Genomic DNA, 16,214 nt, shown 5'->3' with positions numbered 1-16,214 from the left:
CATGCCCGAGCTTGCTGAACTGTTCGATATCGCCGCCGCGCGCCGCCTGGATGCGCAGGCCAGTGCCCTGCGGGGCGATGGCGGCGCCTCACTGATGGAGCAGGCCGGCCAGGCCGCCTGGCACTGCCTGCTGGAGCGCTGGCCGCAGGCGCAGCGGATCGGGGTGGTGGTCGGTGCCGGCAACAACGGCGGCGATGGCTACGTCGTGGCGCGCCTGGCCCGCGAGGCCGGCCGCCCGGTGACGGTGCTGCGGCTGGACACCGATGCCCCGGCGACGCCGTTGTCCCGGCAGGCCGAGCAGGCCTTCATCGCCGCCGGCGGTGGGGTGGAGCGCTTTGATGGCCGCGTGCCGGCGGTGGACCTGCTGGTGGACGCGCTGTTCGGCATCGGCCTGAACCGTGCCCCGGCTGGCGCGGCGGCCGATCTGATCACGGCCATCAACGCGGCGGGCGTGCCGGTGTTGTCGCTGGACGTCCCCAGCGGCGTGGATGCGCAGACCGGCAACGTGCCGGGCGTCGCGGTCCGCGCCACGCTCACGCTGCAGTTCATCGTGCGCCACCAGGGCCTGTACACCGGCGCGGCGCTGGAACATGTTGGCGGACGTCGTCTGGCACCGCTGGAGCTGCCTCAAGCCGCAGTGGCATGCGTGCAGCACAGCGCCGAGTGCTGGCAGCCATCGCGACTGCGTGCGCAGCTGCCGGCGCGCCGCGCCAACACCCACAAGGGCGAATCCGGCCACGTGTTGTGCGTGGGCGGCAATCTCGGCAGCGGCGGGGCGGTGATGCTGGCCAGTGAATCGGCGTTGCGCGCCGGCGCCGGGCTGGTCAGCGTGGCGACCCAGTCACCGCACGTCGCACCGCTGCTCGCGCGCCTGCCCGAAGCGATGGTGCATGCCGTGCAGGACGCGCAGGAGCTGCAGTCCCTGCTGCCCCGTGCCGGGGTGATCGCGATCGGGCCTGGCCTGGGCCAGGACGACTGGGCGCACGAACTCTGGCGGCAGGTGCTGGCCAGCGGCAAACCGCTGGTGATCGATGCCGACGCCCTGAATCTGCTGGCCAAGGCGCCACGGACACTCAGCGACGCGATCCTGACCCCGCACCCGGGCGAGGCGGCGCGGCTGCTCGGGCTGAGCACCGCGCAGGTGCAGGCCGACCGCTTCACGGCGGCGACCGCGCTGGCCGCGCGTTTCCACGCCGTGGTGGTGCTGAAGGGCGCCGGCACCGTGGTCGTCGCACCCGACGCGCTGCCGCGGGTAGTGGCCGCCGGCAACCCTGGCATGGCCGTGGGTGGCATGGGCGACCTGCTCACCGGCATCATTGCCGCCCTGCGCGCGCAGGGGCTGGGCGCCTTCGACGCCGCCAGCACCGGCGCGCTGCTGCACAGCCTGGCCGGCGATGCCGCCGCCAGTGACGGCCAGCGGGGCCTGCTTCCCACCGATCTGCTGGCGCCGCTGCGCCGGCTGGTCAATCCGGACGTGTAAACATGATCGAGTTTTTCCTCGCGCAGACCGAAGACACCGACCTGCTCGGCCAATGGCTGGCCGCGACCCGGCCGCCGCAGGCGGTGATGCAGCTGCAGGGCGACCTGGGCGCCGGCAAGTCCACCCTGGCCCGCGCACTGCTGCGCGCGCTGGGCGTGCAGGGCGCGATCCGCAGCCCCACCTACACCTTGGTGGAGCGCTATCCGCTGGCCGACGGCCACGAGGCCTGGCACCTGGATCTGTACCGGATCGGCAACGCGCAGGAGCTGGATTTCCTCGGGCTGGACGAAGGCAGCGCCTCTTTGTGGCTGGTCGAATGGCCGGAGCGGGGCGCCGGCGCGCTGCCGCCCACCGACCTGGAAGTGGCACTGGACATCCACGGCCAGGGACGCCGTGCCCGGCTCACCGGGACCAGCCCGTCGGGTCGTGAATGGCTCCAACGGCTGCCTCAAGGGGGTGACTTGCAGGCCCTTTCTGTCGGCTGACACTAGGAAACACCGGCAGGTTACGGATTATTAAGGGAAAAGGAGTTGCATTTCATTCAGCGCGGTGATTGAATCCTGACCTATGCCAATGGGGAAATCTCTCGCTGCCCTCTGCACTGCCGTCGGACTCTGTCTGGCGAGCGCGCTGTCGTGGGCGGGCGAAGTCCGCCAGGTGGCCGTGGAGACCGGTGCGACCGGGACCCGTGCGGAGATTTCGCTGGCCGGCAGCGGGGGGTACAAGACCCTGTCCCTGGCCGGTCCGAACCGCCTGGTGGTCGATTTCCCGGACTCCAGCGCGATCCGCAACCTCAAACTGCCTGCGCCGAAGGGCGTGGTCACCGCGGTCCGCACCGGGCAGCCGGTGCCGGGCACGTTCCGCGTGGTGTTCGACCTGGCCGAATCGGTGGCGCCGTTCCGTCCGCAGATGATCAAGCAGGGCGATCAGTCGCGGCTGGTGATCGAGTGGCCGGGCGATGCGCCGAGCGCGACCACCGTTGCCACTGCGCCCGCGCCGATGCCGGCCGCTGCGCAGGCTGCGGTGCCTTCACCGGCGCCGACCGCTTCCGCGCCGGCACCGACCCCCGCGCAGACCGCCGCCCAGTCCGCACAGGCGCGCAGCGATGCCGCGCGCGCCACCGCCTTGCTGACGGCTTCGGTGCGCCAGCAGGCCAGTGCCACGGTCGCCACCTCGGCGCCTGCCCCGGGCCCGACGGCGACCACCGCGACCACCGTGAATGTCGCGGCCGCCGGCACCGCCAACGCCGCCAGCAACAGCGCCTCGCCGGCGGCGATCCTGGCCGGTCAGGCAACCGGCGCCGTTGTCGCCAGTGCGCCGGTTCCCACGCCGGTGCCGACGCCGACCCCGGTCACGCCGCAGGACAATCCGCGTCCGGCGATGCCCAGCGACGCCTCGCGGGTCAAGATGCGTGCCGGCATGCGGCCGCTGGTGATCGCGATCGATCCGGGCCATGGCGGCCAGGATCCCGGCGCGGTCGGCCCGACCGGCAAGCGCGAAAAAGACATCACCCTGGCGGTGGCGCGTGAACTGGCTCGCCAGATCAACGCAACGCCCGGCCTGAAGGCCTACCTGACCCGCGACAGCGACGTGTTCATCCCGCTGCCGATGCGCGCGCAGAAGGCACGTGCGGCCAAGGCCGACATGTTCATCTCGATCCATGCCGATGCTGCCGAAAACCGTGCGGCGACCGGCTCGTCGGTGTATGTGCTCTCGACCAAGGGCGCCTCCTCGCAGCGCGCCCGCTGGCTGGCCGACAAGGAAAACGCCGCCGATCTGGTCGGTGGCGTACGCCTGCAGCAGACCGAAGGCACCTTGGCCAACGTGCTGCTCGATCTGGCCCAGAGCGGCTACATGAAGGCTTCCGAAGACGCGGCCGGGCACGTGCTCGGCGGCCTGAAGCGGATCGGCAAGAACCACAAGCCCAACATCGAACGCGCCAACTTCGCGGTGCTGCGTACCTCGGACATGCCGGCGATGCTGGTCGAAACCGCCTTCATCTCCAATCCGGATGAAGAGCGCCGCCTGATCGACCCGGCCTACCAGCGCCAGATCGCCGGTGCGGTGCTCGACGGCGTGCACACCTTCTTCAGCCGCCAGCCGCCGCCGGGTACCCTGTACGCCGCGCGCGCCCAGGCCGAAATCGACGCCGCCGGTACCGTGGCGGGTGGCAGCAAGTAACCCCTGCGGGTTGCATCGCCCGGCGCACGCTATCATCACGGGATGACGTCCGTTTCCCGCCTCCGCCTTGCCGCCCCGCCTGCCACCTCCGCTGCCGGGAGGTGCGCATGAGCATCCGCCAGCTCCCCGAGATCCTGATCAACCAGATCGCCGCCGGCGAAGTGGTCGAACGCCCTGCGTCCGTGGTCAAGGAACTGGTCGAGAACGCGCTGGATGCGGGCGCCACCCGGGTCGATATCGACCTCGAAGAGGGCGGCGTGCGGCTGATCCGGATCCGCGACGATGGCGGTGGCATCGCACCCGAAGAACTCGCGCTGGCGGTGTCGCGCCACGCCACCAGCAAGATCGCCAGCCTGGATGATCTGGAATCGGTGGCCACGCTCGGCTTCCGCGGCGAAGCGCTGCCATCGATCGCCTCGGTGAGCCGTTTCACCCTGAGCTCGCGCCGCGCCATCGACGCGCACGGCTCCGCCCTGCAGATCGAAGGCGGCCGGCTCGGCGAAGTCACCCCGCGCGCACATGCGCCCGGTACCACGGTGGAAGTGCGCGAGCTGTTCTACAACGTGCCGGCGCGCCGCAAGTTCCTGCGTGCCGAGCGCACCGAGCTGGGCCATATCGAAGAGTGGCTGCGTTCGCTCGCGCTGGCGCGCCCGGATGTCGAGCTGCGCGTATCGCACAATGGCAAACCCTCGCGCCGCTACAAGCCCGGTGATCTGTATTCCGATGCGCGCCTGGGCGAGACGCTGGGCGAAGATTTCGCCAACCAGGCACTGCGCGTGGACCACAGCGGTGCCGGCCTGCGCCTGCATGGCTGGATCGCGCAGCCGCATTATTCGCGGGCCAGCACCGATCAGCAGTACCTGTACGTCAACGGCCGCTCGGTGCGTGACCGCAGCGTCGCGCACGCGGTGAAGATGGCCTACGGCGACGTGCTGTTCCATGGCCGCCAGCCTGCGTATGTGCTGTTCCTGGAACTGGACCCGACCCGCGTCGACGTCAACGTGCATCCGGCCAAGCATGAAGTGCGTTTCCGCGATTCGCGGCTGATCCATGACTTCGTCTACCGCACGCTCAAGGAAGCCTTGGCGGAAACGCGCGCTGGCATGACCGCGGCCGGTCCGCAGGTGCATGCCACCGAGAGTGTTGCCACTGCGGCGCCCGCCTACGGTCTGCCGTCCTCCGGCGGCACCGGCTATGCACTGGCCGGTAATGGAGCAGGCGGTGGGGGTGGCATGGGCGGCGACTGGCGCCCGCAGCAATCACCGCTGGGGCTGCGCGTGGCCGATGCGCCATCCGCCTATGCAGCGCTGTATGGCGCGCCCGGCGGAACCCCGGCGGCGGGCACCTTGCCGCCGATGCCGACTGAAAACGGTCTGCCGGTGACCGCCACCGACAGTGGCGTGCCACCGCTGGGCTATGCGATCGCGCAGCTGCATGGCATCTACATCCTGGCCGAGAACGCCGAAGGCCTGATCGTGGTGGACATGCATGCCGCGCACGAACGCATCGGCTACGAACGCCTGAAAACCGCGCACGATGGCATGGGCCTGCATGCGCAACCGCTGCTGGTCCCGATCACCCTGGCGGTCGGCGAACGCGATGCCGATACCGCCGAGCGCGAAGCCGAGACCTTGACCTCGCTGGGCTTTGAAATCACCCGCGCCGGCCCCGGCTCGCTGCACGTGCGCAGCATTCCGGCGCTGCTGGCCAATGCCGAACCCGAGGCGCTGCTGCGCGACGTGCTGACCGACCTGCGCGAGCATGGCCAGAGCCGGCGCATCGCCAGTGCCCGCGACGAACTGTTGTCGACCATGGCCTGTCACGGTGCAGTGCGCGCCAACCGGCGCCTGACGGTGCCGGAAATGAACGGACTGTTGCGCGACATGGAAATCACCGAACGCTCGGGTCAGTGCAATCACGGCCGACCGACCTGGGCGCGTTTTTCACTGGCGGAAATCGACCGCTGGTTCCTGCGCGGACGTTGAGGGGAAGGTCATGGGGAAGCACTGGGGAGTGTGGGCCGCCGCGTTGCTGCTGGCAGTGGGCGTGTCCGCGTGTGGCGGCAGGAACGAGGCGGCGCCGGCCAAGGTCGCCATCGATCCGGCCTTCGAAGCCGGACAGCAGCAGTGGCGGCAACAGCGCTACGAGGAACTGCATGCCGCCGATGGCTGGACCAGCCTGGTCGGCCTGCATTGGCTGGAGCACAAAGCGCATTACATCGGTCGCGGGCCGGGCAGCGGCATCCGCCTCGCCGTGGGCCCGGACAAGCTCGGCATGGTCGCGCGTGAAGGCACGACCGTCTGGTTCACGCCGGAGCGTGGCGTGCCGATGCGCGTGGACGGAAAACCGGTCACCGGCCGCATCCGCTTCTTCAGCGATCGTGATCCCACCCCGACGGTCATCGCCTTCGACGATGACAAGGGCCGGCTCAGCCTGATCCATCGCGGCGAGCGTTTCGCACTGCGGGTCAAGCATGCCGATGCGCCGTCGCGGACGAACTTCACCGGCCTGACCTACTGGCCGGGCGGTCCCACCTGGCGCGTCACCGCGCGCTTCGTGCCGCATCCGGCCGGCAAGACGCTGCCGATCGTGGACATCACCGGGCTGACCACCAACATGCCCAATGCCGGCGCGCTGGAATTCGAGCGCGACGGCCGCACCTGGCGGCTGGAAGCGATCGGCGAACCGGGCCGCGACCTGTTCGTCATCTTCGGCGACCGCACCAGCGGCCACGGCAGCTATCCGGCGGGTCGTTATCTGGATCTGCCCGCGCCGGATGACCAGGGCCGCGTGGTGATCGATTTCAATCACGCCTACAACCCACCGTGCGCGTTCACCCCGTTCGCGACCTGCCCGCTGACGCCCCCTGAAAACCGCCTGGACCTGCGCGTGGACGCGGGTGAGCAGGCGTACCACGCTCCCGAAGGAGAGGTTTGAACATGTCGATGTTGTCGCGCCTGTTGTCCCCGATGCTGATCGCCGCGGGCCTGTTGATCGGTGCCGGTGGTGCCGCCGCACGCCCGGCCGCACCCGCCGCGCCCGCGGCCAAGGCCACGCCGCCGGTTCCGCTGCTGTGGAAAGTGACCGGCCCCGGCGACAGCCGGCTGTACCTGCTGGGCTCGTTCCACCTGCTGCAGCCCAGCGATTACCCGCTCTCGCCGGACGTCGACGCCGCGTTCGCGGCCTCGCAGCGCGTGGTGTTCGAGCTGTCCCCGCAGGACATGGAATCGCCGCAGCTGGCGCAGAAAATGGTCCAGGCCGCGGTGCGTACCGATGGTTCGGAGCTCAAGCGCGACCTGGATGCGGCGACCTGGACCAGGCTCCAGGCCTACGCACAGGAGAACAAGCTGCCGCTGGCCCAGTTGCAGGGTATGAAGCCGTGGTTCGTCGGCCTGACCATCACCCTGAGCCAGTTCACCAAGATGGGCTTGGACCCGGCGCTCGGGCTGGATCGTCATTTCATGAGCCGCGCCGCGAGCGCAGGCAAGGCGACCGACGGGCTGGAGGACATCGACACCCAGGTCGCGGTGCTGTCGGGGATGTCGGCCAAGGAACAGCAGCAGATGGTGGCCGAGGCGCTGGAGCAGGCCGGCAAGGGCGATGAGATGGGCCGCAAGCTGCACGATGCCTGGCGCCGGGGCGACGACAAGCTGCTGTGGACCTCGATGGCCACCGAAATGCGCGGCCAGTACCCGCAGCTCTACAAGCGCATCAACAGCGACCGCAACGACGCCTGGGTGCCCAAGCTGCAGCAGCACCTGCAGGCCGGGCAGGGCGGCACGATGGTGGTGGTCGGCACCCTGCATCTGCTGGGCAACGATGGCGTGGTCGAAAAGCTGCGGGCCAAGGGCTACAAGGTCGAGCGCGTCTGCACCGGCTGCGCCAAACCCAAGCGCTGATGCGCGCGGCCGGGACGGCGCCAGGGCCGGCCGGACGGCGACGCTGACGTCGCCCGGCCCCTGGACGAAAAAAGGCGCGGCCCGTGGGCTGCGCCTTTTCTCTGTGTGCGGGGAGCCCGGGCTCAGCGGCGGGTCTTGCCCGCGCCCGGTGCCGGGGTTTCCGGCTTCTTGCCGGCACCGGTGCCGGTACCCGTGCCTGTGCCTGTGCCCGTTCCGGTGCCACCCGGGCGGCCGCCGAAGCCGGTGCCCATGTTGCGCTGGAAGTCCTGCCACATTTCCATGTTGCGCTCGGTCAGCTGGTTCATCATCGCCCACGGGGTCTGGCCGAGGAGATTGCCCATCTGCTGGCGGAATTGCTGCTGCTGGTCCAGGAAGACCTGCATGCTGCGCTCCAGGTAGTTGCCCATGAAGCCCTGCAGCGAGTCGCCGTAGAAGCGGATCAACTGGCTGAGCAGCTGGGTGGACAGCATCGGTTCGCCGTCCTGCTCCTGGTCGGCGATGATCTGCAGCAGCACCGAGCGGGTCAGGTCATCGCCACTCTTGGCGTCACGCACCTCGAAGTCCTCGCCATCCAGGATCAGCTGGCGCACATCCTCTATGGTGATGTAGCTGGAGATTTCCGTGTCGTAGAGCCGGCGGTTCGGATACTTCTTGATAATGCGGGTCGCAGCCATGAAGCAGTCACTCATCACAGTAGGCGCGCAGCATGGCGCAGTGCAGCAGCCTATGCAACCGCCATAGGTAGCAAGGGGCCGCATTTATGTTGCGCAACATGGGGTGCAGCAAATTCGCGCTTTCTCCGGGCCCTTACCACCCCATGTGGTGGCCGCCGTTGATGTCCAGGTTGGAGCCGGTGATCCACGACGCTTCGTCGTTGACCAGGAAGGCCACCGCGTAGGCGATCTCTTCCGGCTTGCCGAGGCGGCCGGTGGGGATGTCGGCAATGATCTTGGCACGCACCTCGTCCGGCACGGCCATGACCATGTCGGTGGCCACGTAGCCGGGCGAAATCGTGTTCACGGTAATGCCGAAGCCTGCATTCTCACGTGCCAGCGAAATGGTGAAGCCGTGCATGCCGGCTTTGGCGGCGGCGTAGTTGGCCTGGCCATACTGGCCCTTCAGGCCGTTGATCGAGCTGATCTGGATGACCCGGCCCCAGCCGCGGCGGCGCATGCCCTCGATGACCGGGCGGGTGACGTTGAACACCGAGTTGAGGTTGGTGTTGATCACATCGTGCCACTGGTCCGCGCGCATGCGGTGGAACGTGGTGTCACGGGTGATGCCGGCGTTGTTGATCAGGATCTCGACCGGGCCCAGCGCCGCTTCGACGGCCTGCACCATGCTCTCGGCGGTGCCGGGGTCGGACACATCGCCGGGGAAGATCGCCACATCGCAGCCGCGGGCCAGCATCTTCTCGCGCCAGGCCTTGGCTTTTGCTTCGTCACGGTAGTTGGTGGCGACCCGATGGCCCTGGTCGGCCAGACGTTGGCAGATGGCAGTACCGATACCGCCGGTACCACCGGTGACCAGTGCGACGCGAGATGTCATGAGCAGCTACTCCGAAAGGCAGGGCCAACAAGGGGGAAAACGATTCTGCAACATCAGCGGGCAAAAGGGGCAGCCTCGCCAGCCACGTGCAAGGTTGGAATGTCACCCGGTGGCAACCGTGCCGGATCAAAGCTGGCGGCGGCCTGCTGCAGCCAATGGTCGACCTCGTCGACCGCCGCGCCGATGGTCGGGTCCTGGCCGAGCTGCCGCCACGCCTGGCGAAGGGCCGGCAGCGGTTGGGCGGGGTCGATCGGCAGCGCGGCCTCGGACTTGGACAGCTTGCGCCCGTCGGGGCCGAGCAGCAGTGGCAGATGCAGGTAGCGCGGCGTCGGCAATCCGAGCGCCTGCTGCAGCAGGATCTGGCGCGGGGTCGAGTCGAGCAGGTCGGCCCCGCGGACCACGTCGGTTACGTGCTGCGCACCATCGTCGACCACCACCGCCAGTTGGTACGCCCAGTAGCCGTCGGCCCGGCGCAGCACCACATCACCGACCTCGGCGTGCACGTCCTGGACGATCGTGCCCTGCAGGCCGTCATCGAAGCGGACCACGCTGCCCGGTGGCACCCGCAGCCGCACGGCAGGGTGCGCGCGCTCGGCGCGAGCCACGCAGCGGTGGTGGATGCCGCCCTGCGCGGCCAGCTCGCTGCGGCTGCAATGGCAGACAAACGCCTTGTCCTCGCGCAGCAGCCGCTCCAGCGCCGCCTCATACAGCGCATCGCGCTGGCTCTGATGCACCACCGGCCCGTCGCTGACCAGTCCGCAGGCGGCCAGCATGGCCAGCTGGCCGCTCACCGCGCCGGGCACCGTTCGAGGAGGATCGACGTCCTCCACCCGCACCAGCCAGCGGCCGCCGGCATGGCGCGCGAGCAGCCAGCTGCCCAGCGCCGCCAGCAGGGAGCCGGGGTGCAGGGGGCCGGTGGGCGAGGGCGCAAAGCGCCCGCAATAGGAGGGATCGGACATGGACTATGAATCGTCGGTCAGTTTGCGACTTGAATTCAAGCTGAAGTCACCGCAGATTTGCACTCATCAACCTCCCACGAGCGTCCTTTTCCCATGTTCAGTCGCATTGCTCTCTTCCTTCTGACCAACTTTGCGGTGCTGATCCTGGCCGGCATCGTGATGTCGGTACTGGGCGTCAATCCCAACCAGATGAGCGGTCTGCTGGTCTTTGCGGCCATCTTCGGCTTCGGCGGCTCGTTCATTTCACTGCTGCTGTCCAAGTTCATGGCCAAGCGCTCCACCGGCGCGGTGGTGATCACCGAGCCGCGCAACCAGACCGAGCGCTGGCTGCTGGCCACCGTGGAGCGCCAGGCCCGCGAGGCCGGCATCGGCATGCCCGAAGTGGCGGTGTATGAAGGCCCTGAAATCAACGCCTTCGCCACCGGTGCCAACCGCAACAAGGCCCTGGTCGCGGTCTCCACCGGCCTGCTGCACAACATGAGCGAAGACGAAGCCGAAGCCGTGCTCGGCCATGAAATCGCCCACGTCGCCAATGGCGACATGATCACCATGGCCCTGCTGCAGGGCGTGCTCAATACCTTCGTGATCGTCCTGGCCCGCATCGTCGGCGGCTTCATCGACAGCGCCCTGTCCGGCAACCGCGAAGGCGGCGGCCGCGGCTTCGCGTACTACATCATCGTGTTCGTGCTGGAAATGGTGTTCGGCCTGTTCGCCACCATGATCTCCATGTGGTTCTCCCGTCACCGCGAATTCCGCGCCGACGCCGGCGGCGCCCACTTGGCCGGCCGCCAGAAGATGATCGCCGCGCTGGAACGCCTCAAGGTCAACCACGGCCAGAGCACCCTGCCGACCCAGATCGCCGCCTTCGGCATCGCTGGCGGCGCTGCCAAGAAGCTGTTCATGAGCCACCCGCCGCTGGACGAGCGCATCGCCGCGCTTCGCGCCGCCAACAACACCGTGGTGTAACCCACACCGCAGTGCGCTGACCAGAACGCCCGGCTTTCGCCGGGCGTTTTTGTTGGCGGGCAGGTGCCCCCAGTGGACTCAGCAGCACGAGTTCTTCCATCCGCCACATCGAGATCTGTCGAGAGGCCGGTGGGTAGCCTGGGCCAAGACCGTCAGGGCGCCATGGATGGCGCCCACGAGCCCCCAGGGATGGGTTGACGGCGCGTCTTGGCCCAGGCTACCCACCGCGGCCTCTCGCCCTCAGCAATGGAAGCGCTGCCGTTGCCGTCGCCGTCATAGACCCAGCCCCACATACAACAACGGCGCCCGAAGGCGCCGTCATCATGCAGATCAGATCCAGCCCGATCAGAACTTCGCGTCGAACTCCGCCGCGTAGCCGGTATTGACCAGAACCTTCTGCAGCGCATCGCTGATCTTCACGTTGCCCGCGACGATCTGCTGGGTTTCCGGACCACGGCTGTCCATGCGGGCCGGGGTCGCGCCCTTGAAATCGCAGACCCGGCCACCGGCCTCACGGACCAGCAGCACGCCGGCTGCGATATCCCATGCCTTCACGCCGGCCTCGAAGTACGCATCGGCGCGGCCACAGGCGACATAGGCCAGATCCAGCGCCGCCGAACCGGTGCGACGCACATCTTCGGCCTGCACCAGCAGCGCATCGACGGCCTTCAGCTGCGCACTCGTGCGCTGGCGCTCACGCGGGGCAAAGCCGGTATGGATCATCGCGCCGCCCAGATCCTTGCGCTCGGCAATACGGATACGGCGGTCGTTGAACACCGCGCCCGCGCCGCGGCTGGCGGTGAACAGCTCATTGCGGAGCGGATCGAAGATCACCGCGTCGATCGGCTCACCGTTCTCGACCAGGGCGATGGACACGCAGTAATGGGGGAAGCCGCGCAGGTAGTTGCTGGTGCCGTCCAGCGGATCGATGACCCACATGTAACGGTTGACCGACTGCACGCCACCTTCCTCACCCATGATCCCGTACTCGGGATAGGCGCGCTTGAGTTCCTTGACGATGACCTTTTCCGCATCTGCATCGACTTCACTGGCATAGTCCATGCGGCCCTTCTGCACGACGTTCAACGCCTCGAGCTTGTTGATGTTGCGCAACAGGACGTTGCCGGCGAGGCGGGCGGCCTTGACCATGACGGTGACGGCGGGTTTCTGCATGGCGAAAAGCTCCCGTGAAGGCAGAGTAGGGGTTTGGCGGGGGAAAAGAGCGGTCCCGGCGCAGAGGCCGGTCGCACAGTTTACCATTTGTCGCTGTCCTGCTCCCATTTGGCCTGTTCATGTCCGTTGAAACCGCTCCCGCCCGCATCCGTTTCGTCCTGGTCGGCACCCAGCACCCCGGAAACATGGGGGCGGCCGCGCGTGCCATGAAAACCATGGGCCTGGGCCGCCTGGTCCTGGTGGCCCCGGAAAAACCGCTGGATGAAGAGGCCTTCCGCCGCTCCGCCGGCGCCGAAGATGTCCTCGGTGACGCCCCGGTCGTGGCCACCCTGGCCGAGGCCGTCGCCGACTGCCGCTTCGTGCTGGGCTGCACCGCCCGCTCGCGTCGGGTGCAGCTGGAAGAACTGCTGCCGGCCGTGGCTGCCCAGCGGGTGCTGGCCAAGGCCGCCGAGCCGGCCGAAGTCGCCTTCGTGTTCGGCCGCGAGCGCACCGGCCTGACCAATGAAGAGCTGCAGCTCTGCCATGCGGCCGTGCACATTCCCTCCAACCCGGAGTTCAGTTCCTTGAACCTGGCCGCCGCCGTCCAGGTGCTGGCCTATGAAGTGCGCATGGCGATCCTCGGCGCCGCCGAGGCCCCGGTCGCTGCCCCGGCCGACCCCGGTTTCGGCGAAGCGCCGGCCAGCCATGCCCAGGTCGAAGGCCTGTTCGGCCAGCTCGGCGATACCCTCGATGAGATCGATTTCCACAAGGGCCGTGCGCCCGAATCGGCGATGCGCAAGCTGCGCCGCCTGTTCCTGCGGACGGAACTGAGCGAACAGGAAGTGCGGCTGCTGCGCGGCATCCTGTCCGACGCTCAGCGGATGGCGCGGTTGGCGACGAATAAGCCCCTGTAAGCTGACGCAGTTCTCATTTTTTCGGGTAGTCTGTCTCGATTCCTTGGGGGGAGTGATGGGCTTGTCGAGACTGCGAAGGCTGCTGCAGAGCGTAATGCTGTGTCTGGCCATCGCCGCGATGACCGGTCCGGCGCTGGCCGGGCCCGCCCATGTCCTGGTGCTGGGCCGGATCAGCGACGACCCCAAGTCACACTATGCGCAACTGCAGCCCCTGCTCGATTACGTGATCCCCCGCATGCACGACGTCGGTATCACCGAAGGCCGCATCCTCATGGCGCGCGATGCCCAGCAGATGGGCAGCTACCTGCGCCGCGGCCGGGTCGACTGGGTGACCGAAACCTCCGGTACCGCCGTGGCCCTGGGGCTGCGCAGCGGCGCCAGACCGCTGCTGCTGACCGAGCGCAGCGGCGTGCGCGACTACCACACCGTGTTCTTCGTGCGCCGCGAGAGTCCCATCCAGACTCTGGAAGACCTGCGCGGGCACACCCTGGCCCTGCAGAACGTCGCGTCCACCAGTGCGTATCTGGTGCCGGTCATGACCCTGCTGCAGCATGGCGAAACGCCGGAGATCCTGGCCTCGATCGGTGATGTCGCCGCGCCGGATACGGTGGGCTACGTGTTCGCGCGGTCGGAGTCGAACATCGCCACGTTCGTCCACAAGGGGCTGGTCGACGCCGGGGCGGTGAGCAGCGTGGACTGGTCCGATGGCAAGCGCATACCGGCCAATTTCCTGCGCGATTTCCGCGTCATCCATCGCACCGCGCCGTATCCGCGGGCGGTCGAGATGGTGCGCGAGGGCCTGGACCCGCAGGTGCGCGACCGCCTGCAGCAGGTGCTGCTGCACGCCGCATCCGATCCGCAGGCACGGCCGGCATTGAAGACGTTTTTTGGTACTTCCGGGTTCCACCGGGTGGATGCGCAGATGCAGCACCGGCTGGATGAATTGAAACAAGGCTTGACGCGCGTGCGGATGGAAGTGGAATGAGTCGCTTGGGTTCCGGAATGCAGGCCCGCTTCGTGCTGGCGATGGGCGGCGCGATGCTGGTGGTGGTGGCGATCGTGGCCGTGGTGCTGGGGCGCCAGGCCACGATGCAGGATGAGGTGCAGCACCTCAGTGGCACGGTCATCCATGACCTGTTCGACCGCAGCGTGCGAAGCCGGGGCGAAGCGCTGGCGCGTGAGCTGTCCGATGCGCTGGCCAACCCGCTGTACTACAACGACCTGGAGCAGGTCGGGGCGCTGGTGCGCAATACTTCCCGGCAGCAGGTGGTGCGTTATGTGCTGGTGTTCGACGACCAGGGCCGGCTGATCCACGATGGCACGGTGGACGTGCTGGAGTTCGGCCAGCCCATGACCGACCCGCTCGCTGCGGGTGCCGCCGGCGCGCGCGAGCTGGTGGTGCAGGCCTCGCCCAAGGTGCTCGACAACGCGATGCCGATCATGATCGGCAACCAGCGGATCGGCGGCGTGCGCGTGGGCATGGCGCTGGATGACGTGCAGGCCATGGAACGGCGGGCCAACCAGACCCTGGGCGATCGCCTGCAGCAGGTCGGCAAGCGCCATCTGGGATGGCTGCTGCTGATGCTCGGCCTGTTGATCGGGATCGGCGCGGTGGTGATCATCTACGTGCAGCGCACGCTGGTCACGCCGATCCGCTGGCTGGCCGGTGCTGCACGCCAGATCGAGGCGGGCGATTACACCCTGCGGATGCCGGAGAGCCGCCGGCAGGACGAGGTCGGTGAGTTGATGCGTGCGTTCGACCGCATGAGCCAGGCGATCGCGCGGCATGACCGCGAAGTGCGGCACATGGCCTATACCGATGCGCTGACCGGCCTGACCAACCGGCTGGCGTTCCGCGAGGCGCTCGATCATCGCCTGATGGCCGCGCGCGCCTCCGGACACCGGCTGGGGCTGCTGTTCGCCGACATGGACGATTTCAAGCGGGTCAACGACACCCTGGGGCACGAGGCCGGCGACGAGGCGCTGCTGCAGTTCGCGCAGCGGATCAGCGCGGCGGTCGCCCAGGCCGGCGGCGACGAGGCGTTGTTGGCACGCTTCGGTGGCGATGAGTTCGTGATACTGATCGGGGAGGGGGATGTCGCCGCCGGGGCCCGCGAACTGGCCGAGATCCTCGTGCGCGAACTGGGCAAGCCGCTGGTGGTGCAGGGCCGGGAGTTGTTCCTCGGCACCTCGATCGGTGTGACCCTGTTCCCCGATGATGCCGCCGATGCCACCACGCTGTTGAAGAATGGCGACATCGCCATGTACCAGGCCAAGATGGCCGGCAAGAACTGTTACCGCTATTACAGCCGGGCGATGGATCATGCGGTCGAGCGCCGCGTGCACATGGAGCAGGAGCTGCGCGGTGCCTGGGAGCGCGGCGAACTGCGGCTGGCCTACCAGCCGATCTTCCGCACCCGCGACCGCCGCATGGTCGGGGTGGAGGTGCTGCTGCGCTGGCAGCACCCGACCCTCGGCACAATTCCGCCCTCGGTATTCATCGAAGTGGCCGAGCAGAGCGGCCTGATCGAAGTGATCGGCCCCAAGGTCCTGCGCGCGGCCTGCACCGAGGCGGTGCAATGGCCGGCCGGTGTGGACGGCGAGGGCCTGTTCGTGTCGGTCAACGTGTCACCGCGCCAGCTGCGGGGCGGAGAACTGCCGACCCTGGTCGCCGACTGCCTGCGCGATACCGGCCTGCCGGCCTCGCGCCTGCACCTGGAGCTGACCGAAACCGCGGTGATCGGCGATGAAATGCTGGCTGCGGCGCTGCTGGACAAGCTGCACCGGACCGGCGTCAAGGTCTGGCTGGATGATTTCGGGACCGGCTTCTCGGGCTTGAGCCACCTGCGCCAAGTGCCGGTGGACGGGGTCAAGATCGACAAGAGCTTCGTCGCCGACATGCAGCGCGACCCGGACGACCTGGCCCTGACCACGGCCATCATCGCGATGGCCCATGCGCTGGGGATCACCGTGGTCGCCGAAGGCATCGAGCAGGAAGTGCAGTTCGACCTGCTGGCCCAGCGCGGCTGCGACCTGGCCCAGGGCTACTGGCTCAGCCATCCGGTCAGCGCGACCGACGTCGTGCAGCTGCTCGAATCGGGCAGCTGATTGACAA

At 68.2% G+C, this 16,214-nt stretch carries 14 protein-coding genes; 10 read left to right on the top strand and 4 right to left on the bottom strand.

Annotated elements, in window-relative coordinates:
• Nucleotide 1 precedes the first annotated feature (1 nt).
• The 6 genes from ABE473_RS14005 (at nucleotide 2) to ABE473_RS13980 (ending at nucleotide 7,560) form a co-directional block, all read left to right on the top strand.
• Nucleotides 2–1,480 (top strand): NAD(P)H-hydrate dehydratase, encoded by a 1,479-nt coding sequence (locus ABE473_RS14005; protein ID WP_346489894.1) that lies wholly within the window; start codon nucleotides 2–4, stop codon nucleotides 1,478–1,480.
• A 2-nt stretch (nucleotides 1,481–1,482) separates the two neighbouring features.
• Complete coding sequence (tsaE, locus tag ABE473_RS14000; RefSeq protein ID WP_346489893.1) at nucleotides 1,483–1,965, top strand: tRNA (adenosine(37)-N6)-threonylcarbamoyltransferase complex ATPase subunit type 1 TsaE; 483 nt, start codon at nucleotides 1,483–1,485, stop codon at nucleotides 1,963–1,965.
• Nucleotides 1,966–2,053: 88 nt separating this feature from the next.
• Nucleotides 2,054–3,661: an N-acetylmuramoyl-L-alanine amidase gene (locus tag ABE473_RS13995; protein ID WP_346489892.1), complete on the top strand. Its 1,608-nt coding sequence runs from the start codon at nucleotides 2,054–2,056 to the stop codon at nucleotides 3,659–3,661.
• Nucleotides 3,662–3,768: 107 nt separating this feature from the next.
• Entirely contained in the window at nucleotides 3,769–5,646 is a 1,878-nt protein-coding gene (gene mutL / locus ABE473_RS13990; RefSeq protein ID WP_346489891.1) for a DNA mismatch repair endonuclease MutL, read from the top strand.
• Nucleotides 5,647–5,656: 10 nt separating this feature from the next.
• Complete coding sequence (locus ABE473_RS13985; RefSeq protein ID WP_346489890.1) at nucleotides 5,657–6,598, top strand: DUF1684 domain-containing protein; 942 nt, start codon at nucleotides 5,657–5,659, stop codon at nucleotides 6,596–6,598.
• Between the two features lie 2 nt (nucleotides 6,599–6,600).
• The gene (locus tag ABE473_RS13980; RefSeq protein WP_346489889.1) at nucleotides 6,601–7,560 is read left to right on the top strand and encodes a TraB/GumN family protein; all 960 of its coding nucleotides are present in this window, start codon (nucleotides 6,601–6,603) and stop codon (nucleotides 7,558–7,560) included.
• Nucleotides 7,561–7,682: 122 nt separating this feature from the next.
• On the opposite strand, the gene phaR is transcribed toward ABE473_RS13980, so the two are convergent.
• The 3 genes from phaR to gluQRS form a co-directional block, all read right to left on the bottom strand.
• On the bottom strand, nucleotides 7,683–8,234 hold the full coding sequence (gene phaR, locus ABE473_RS13975) for a polyhydroxyalkanoate synthesis repressor PhaR (RefSeq protein ID WP_346489888.1): 552 nt from the start codon (nucleotides 8,232–8,234) through the stop codon (nucleotides 7,683–7,685).
• A 133-nt stretch (nucleotides 8,235–8,367) separates the two neighbouring features.
• Nucleotides 8,368–9,108, bottom strand: coding sequence for an acetoacetyl-CoA reductase (gene phbB / locus ABE473_RS13970; protein ID WP_152153448.1), 741 nt, complete (start codon nucleotides 9,106–9,108; stop codon nucleotides 8,368–8,370).
• 53 nt (nucleotides 9,109–9,161) lie between these two features.
• Nucleotides 9,162–10,067 carry a tRNA glutamyl-Q(34) synthetase GluQRS gene (gene gluQRS, locus ABE473_RS13965; protein ID WP_346489887.1) on the bottom strand — a complete coding sequence of 302 codons (906 nt, stop codon included), beginning with the start codon at nucleotides 10,065–10,067 and terminating at the stop codon, nucleotides 9,162–9,164.
• Between the two features lie 93 nt (nucleotides 10,068–10,160).
• Between gluQRS and htpX the strand changes: the two genes are divergently transcribed.
• Complete coding sequence (gene htpX, locus ABE473_RS13960; protein ID WP_176989394.1) at nucleotides 10,161–11,033, top strand: protease HtpX; 873 nt, start codon at nucleotides 10,161–10,163, stop codon at nucleotides 11,031–11,033.
• Nucleotides 11,034–11,378: 345 nt separating this feature from the next.
• Here the strand turns inward: htpX and ABE473_RS13955 are convergent, their stop codons facing one another.
• A complete protein-coding gene (locus tag ABE473_RS13955; protein WP_019182815.1) occupies nucleotides 11,379–12,206 on the bottom strand; it encodes an inositol monophosphatase family protein in 828 nt (275 codons plus the stop codon).
• Between the two features lie 119 nt (nucleotides 12,207–12,325).
• Between ABE473_RS13955 and ABE473_RS13950 the strand changes: the two genes are divergently transcribed.
• The 3 genes from ABE473_RS13950 to ABE473_RS13940 all read left to right on the top strand — a co-directional run bounded on the left by ABE473_RS13950 (nucleotide 12,326) and on the right by ABE473_RS13940 (nucleotide 16,207).
• Nucleotides 12,326–13,099, top strand: coding sequence for an RNA methyltransferase (locus ABE473_RS13950; RefSeq protein WP_346489886.1), 774 nt, complete (start codon nucleotides 12,326–12,328; stop codon nucleotides 13,097–13,099).
• A gap of 94 nt (nucleotides 13,100–13,193) precedes the next feature.
• Nucleotides 13,194–14,084: a phosphate/phosphite/phosphonate ABC transporter substrate-binding protein gene (locus ABE473_RS13945; RefSeq protein ID WP_346489885.1), complete on the top strand. Its 891-nt coding sequence runs from the start codon at nucleotides 13,194–13,196 to the stop codon at nucleotides 14,082–14,084.
• Nucleotides 14,081–16,207 carry an EAL domain-containing protein gene (locus ABE473_RS13940; protein WP_346489884.1) on the top strand — a complete coding sequence of 709 codons (2,127 nt, stop codon included), beginning with the start codon at nucleotides 14,081–14,083 and terminating at the stop codon, nucleotides 16,205–16,207. The genes ABE473_RS13945 and ABE473_RS13940 overlap by 4 nt, the downstream gene beginning before the upstream one ends.
• The last annotated feature ends 7 nt before the right edge of the window (nucleotides 16,208–16,214 follow it).

Source organism: Stenotrophomonas sp. TWI700, from assembly GCF_039673645.1.
GTDB lineage: Bacteria > Pseudomonadota > Gammaproteobacteria > Xanthomonadales > Xanthomonadaceae > Stenotrophomonas > Stenotrophomonas maltophilia_AA.
This window is presented reverse-complemented; position numbering and strand designations above follow the sequence as displayed.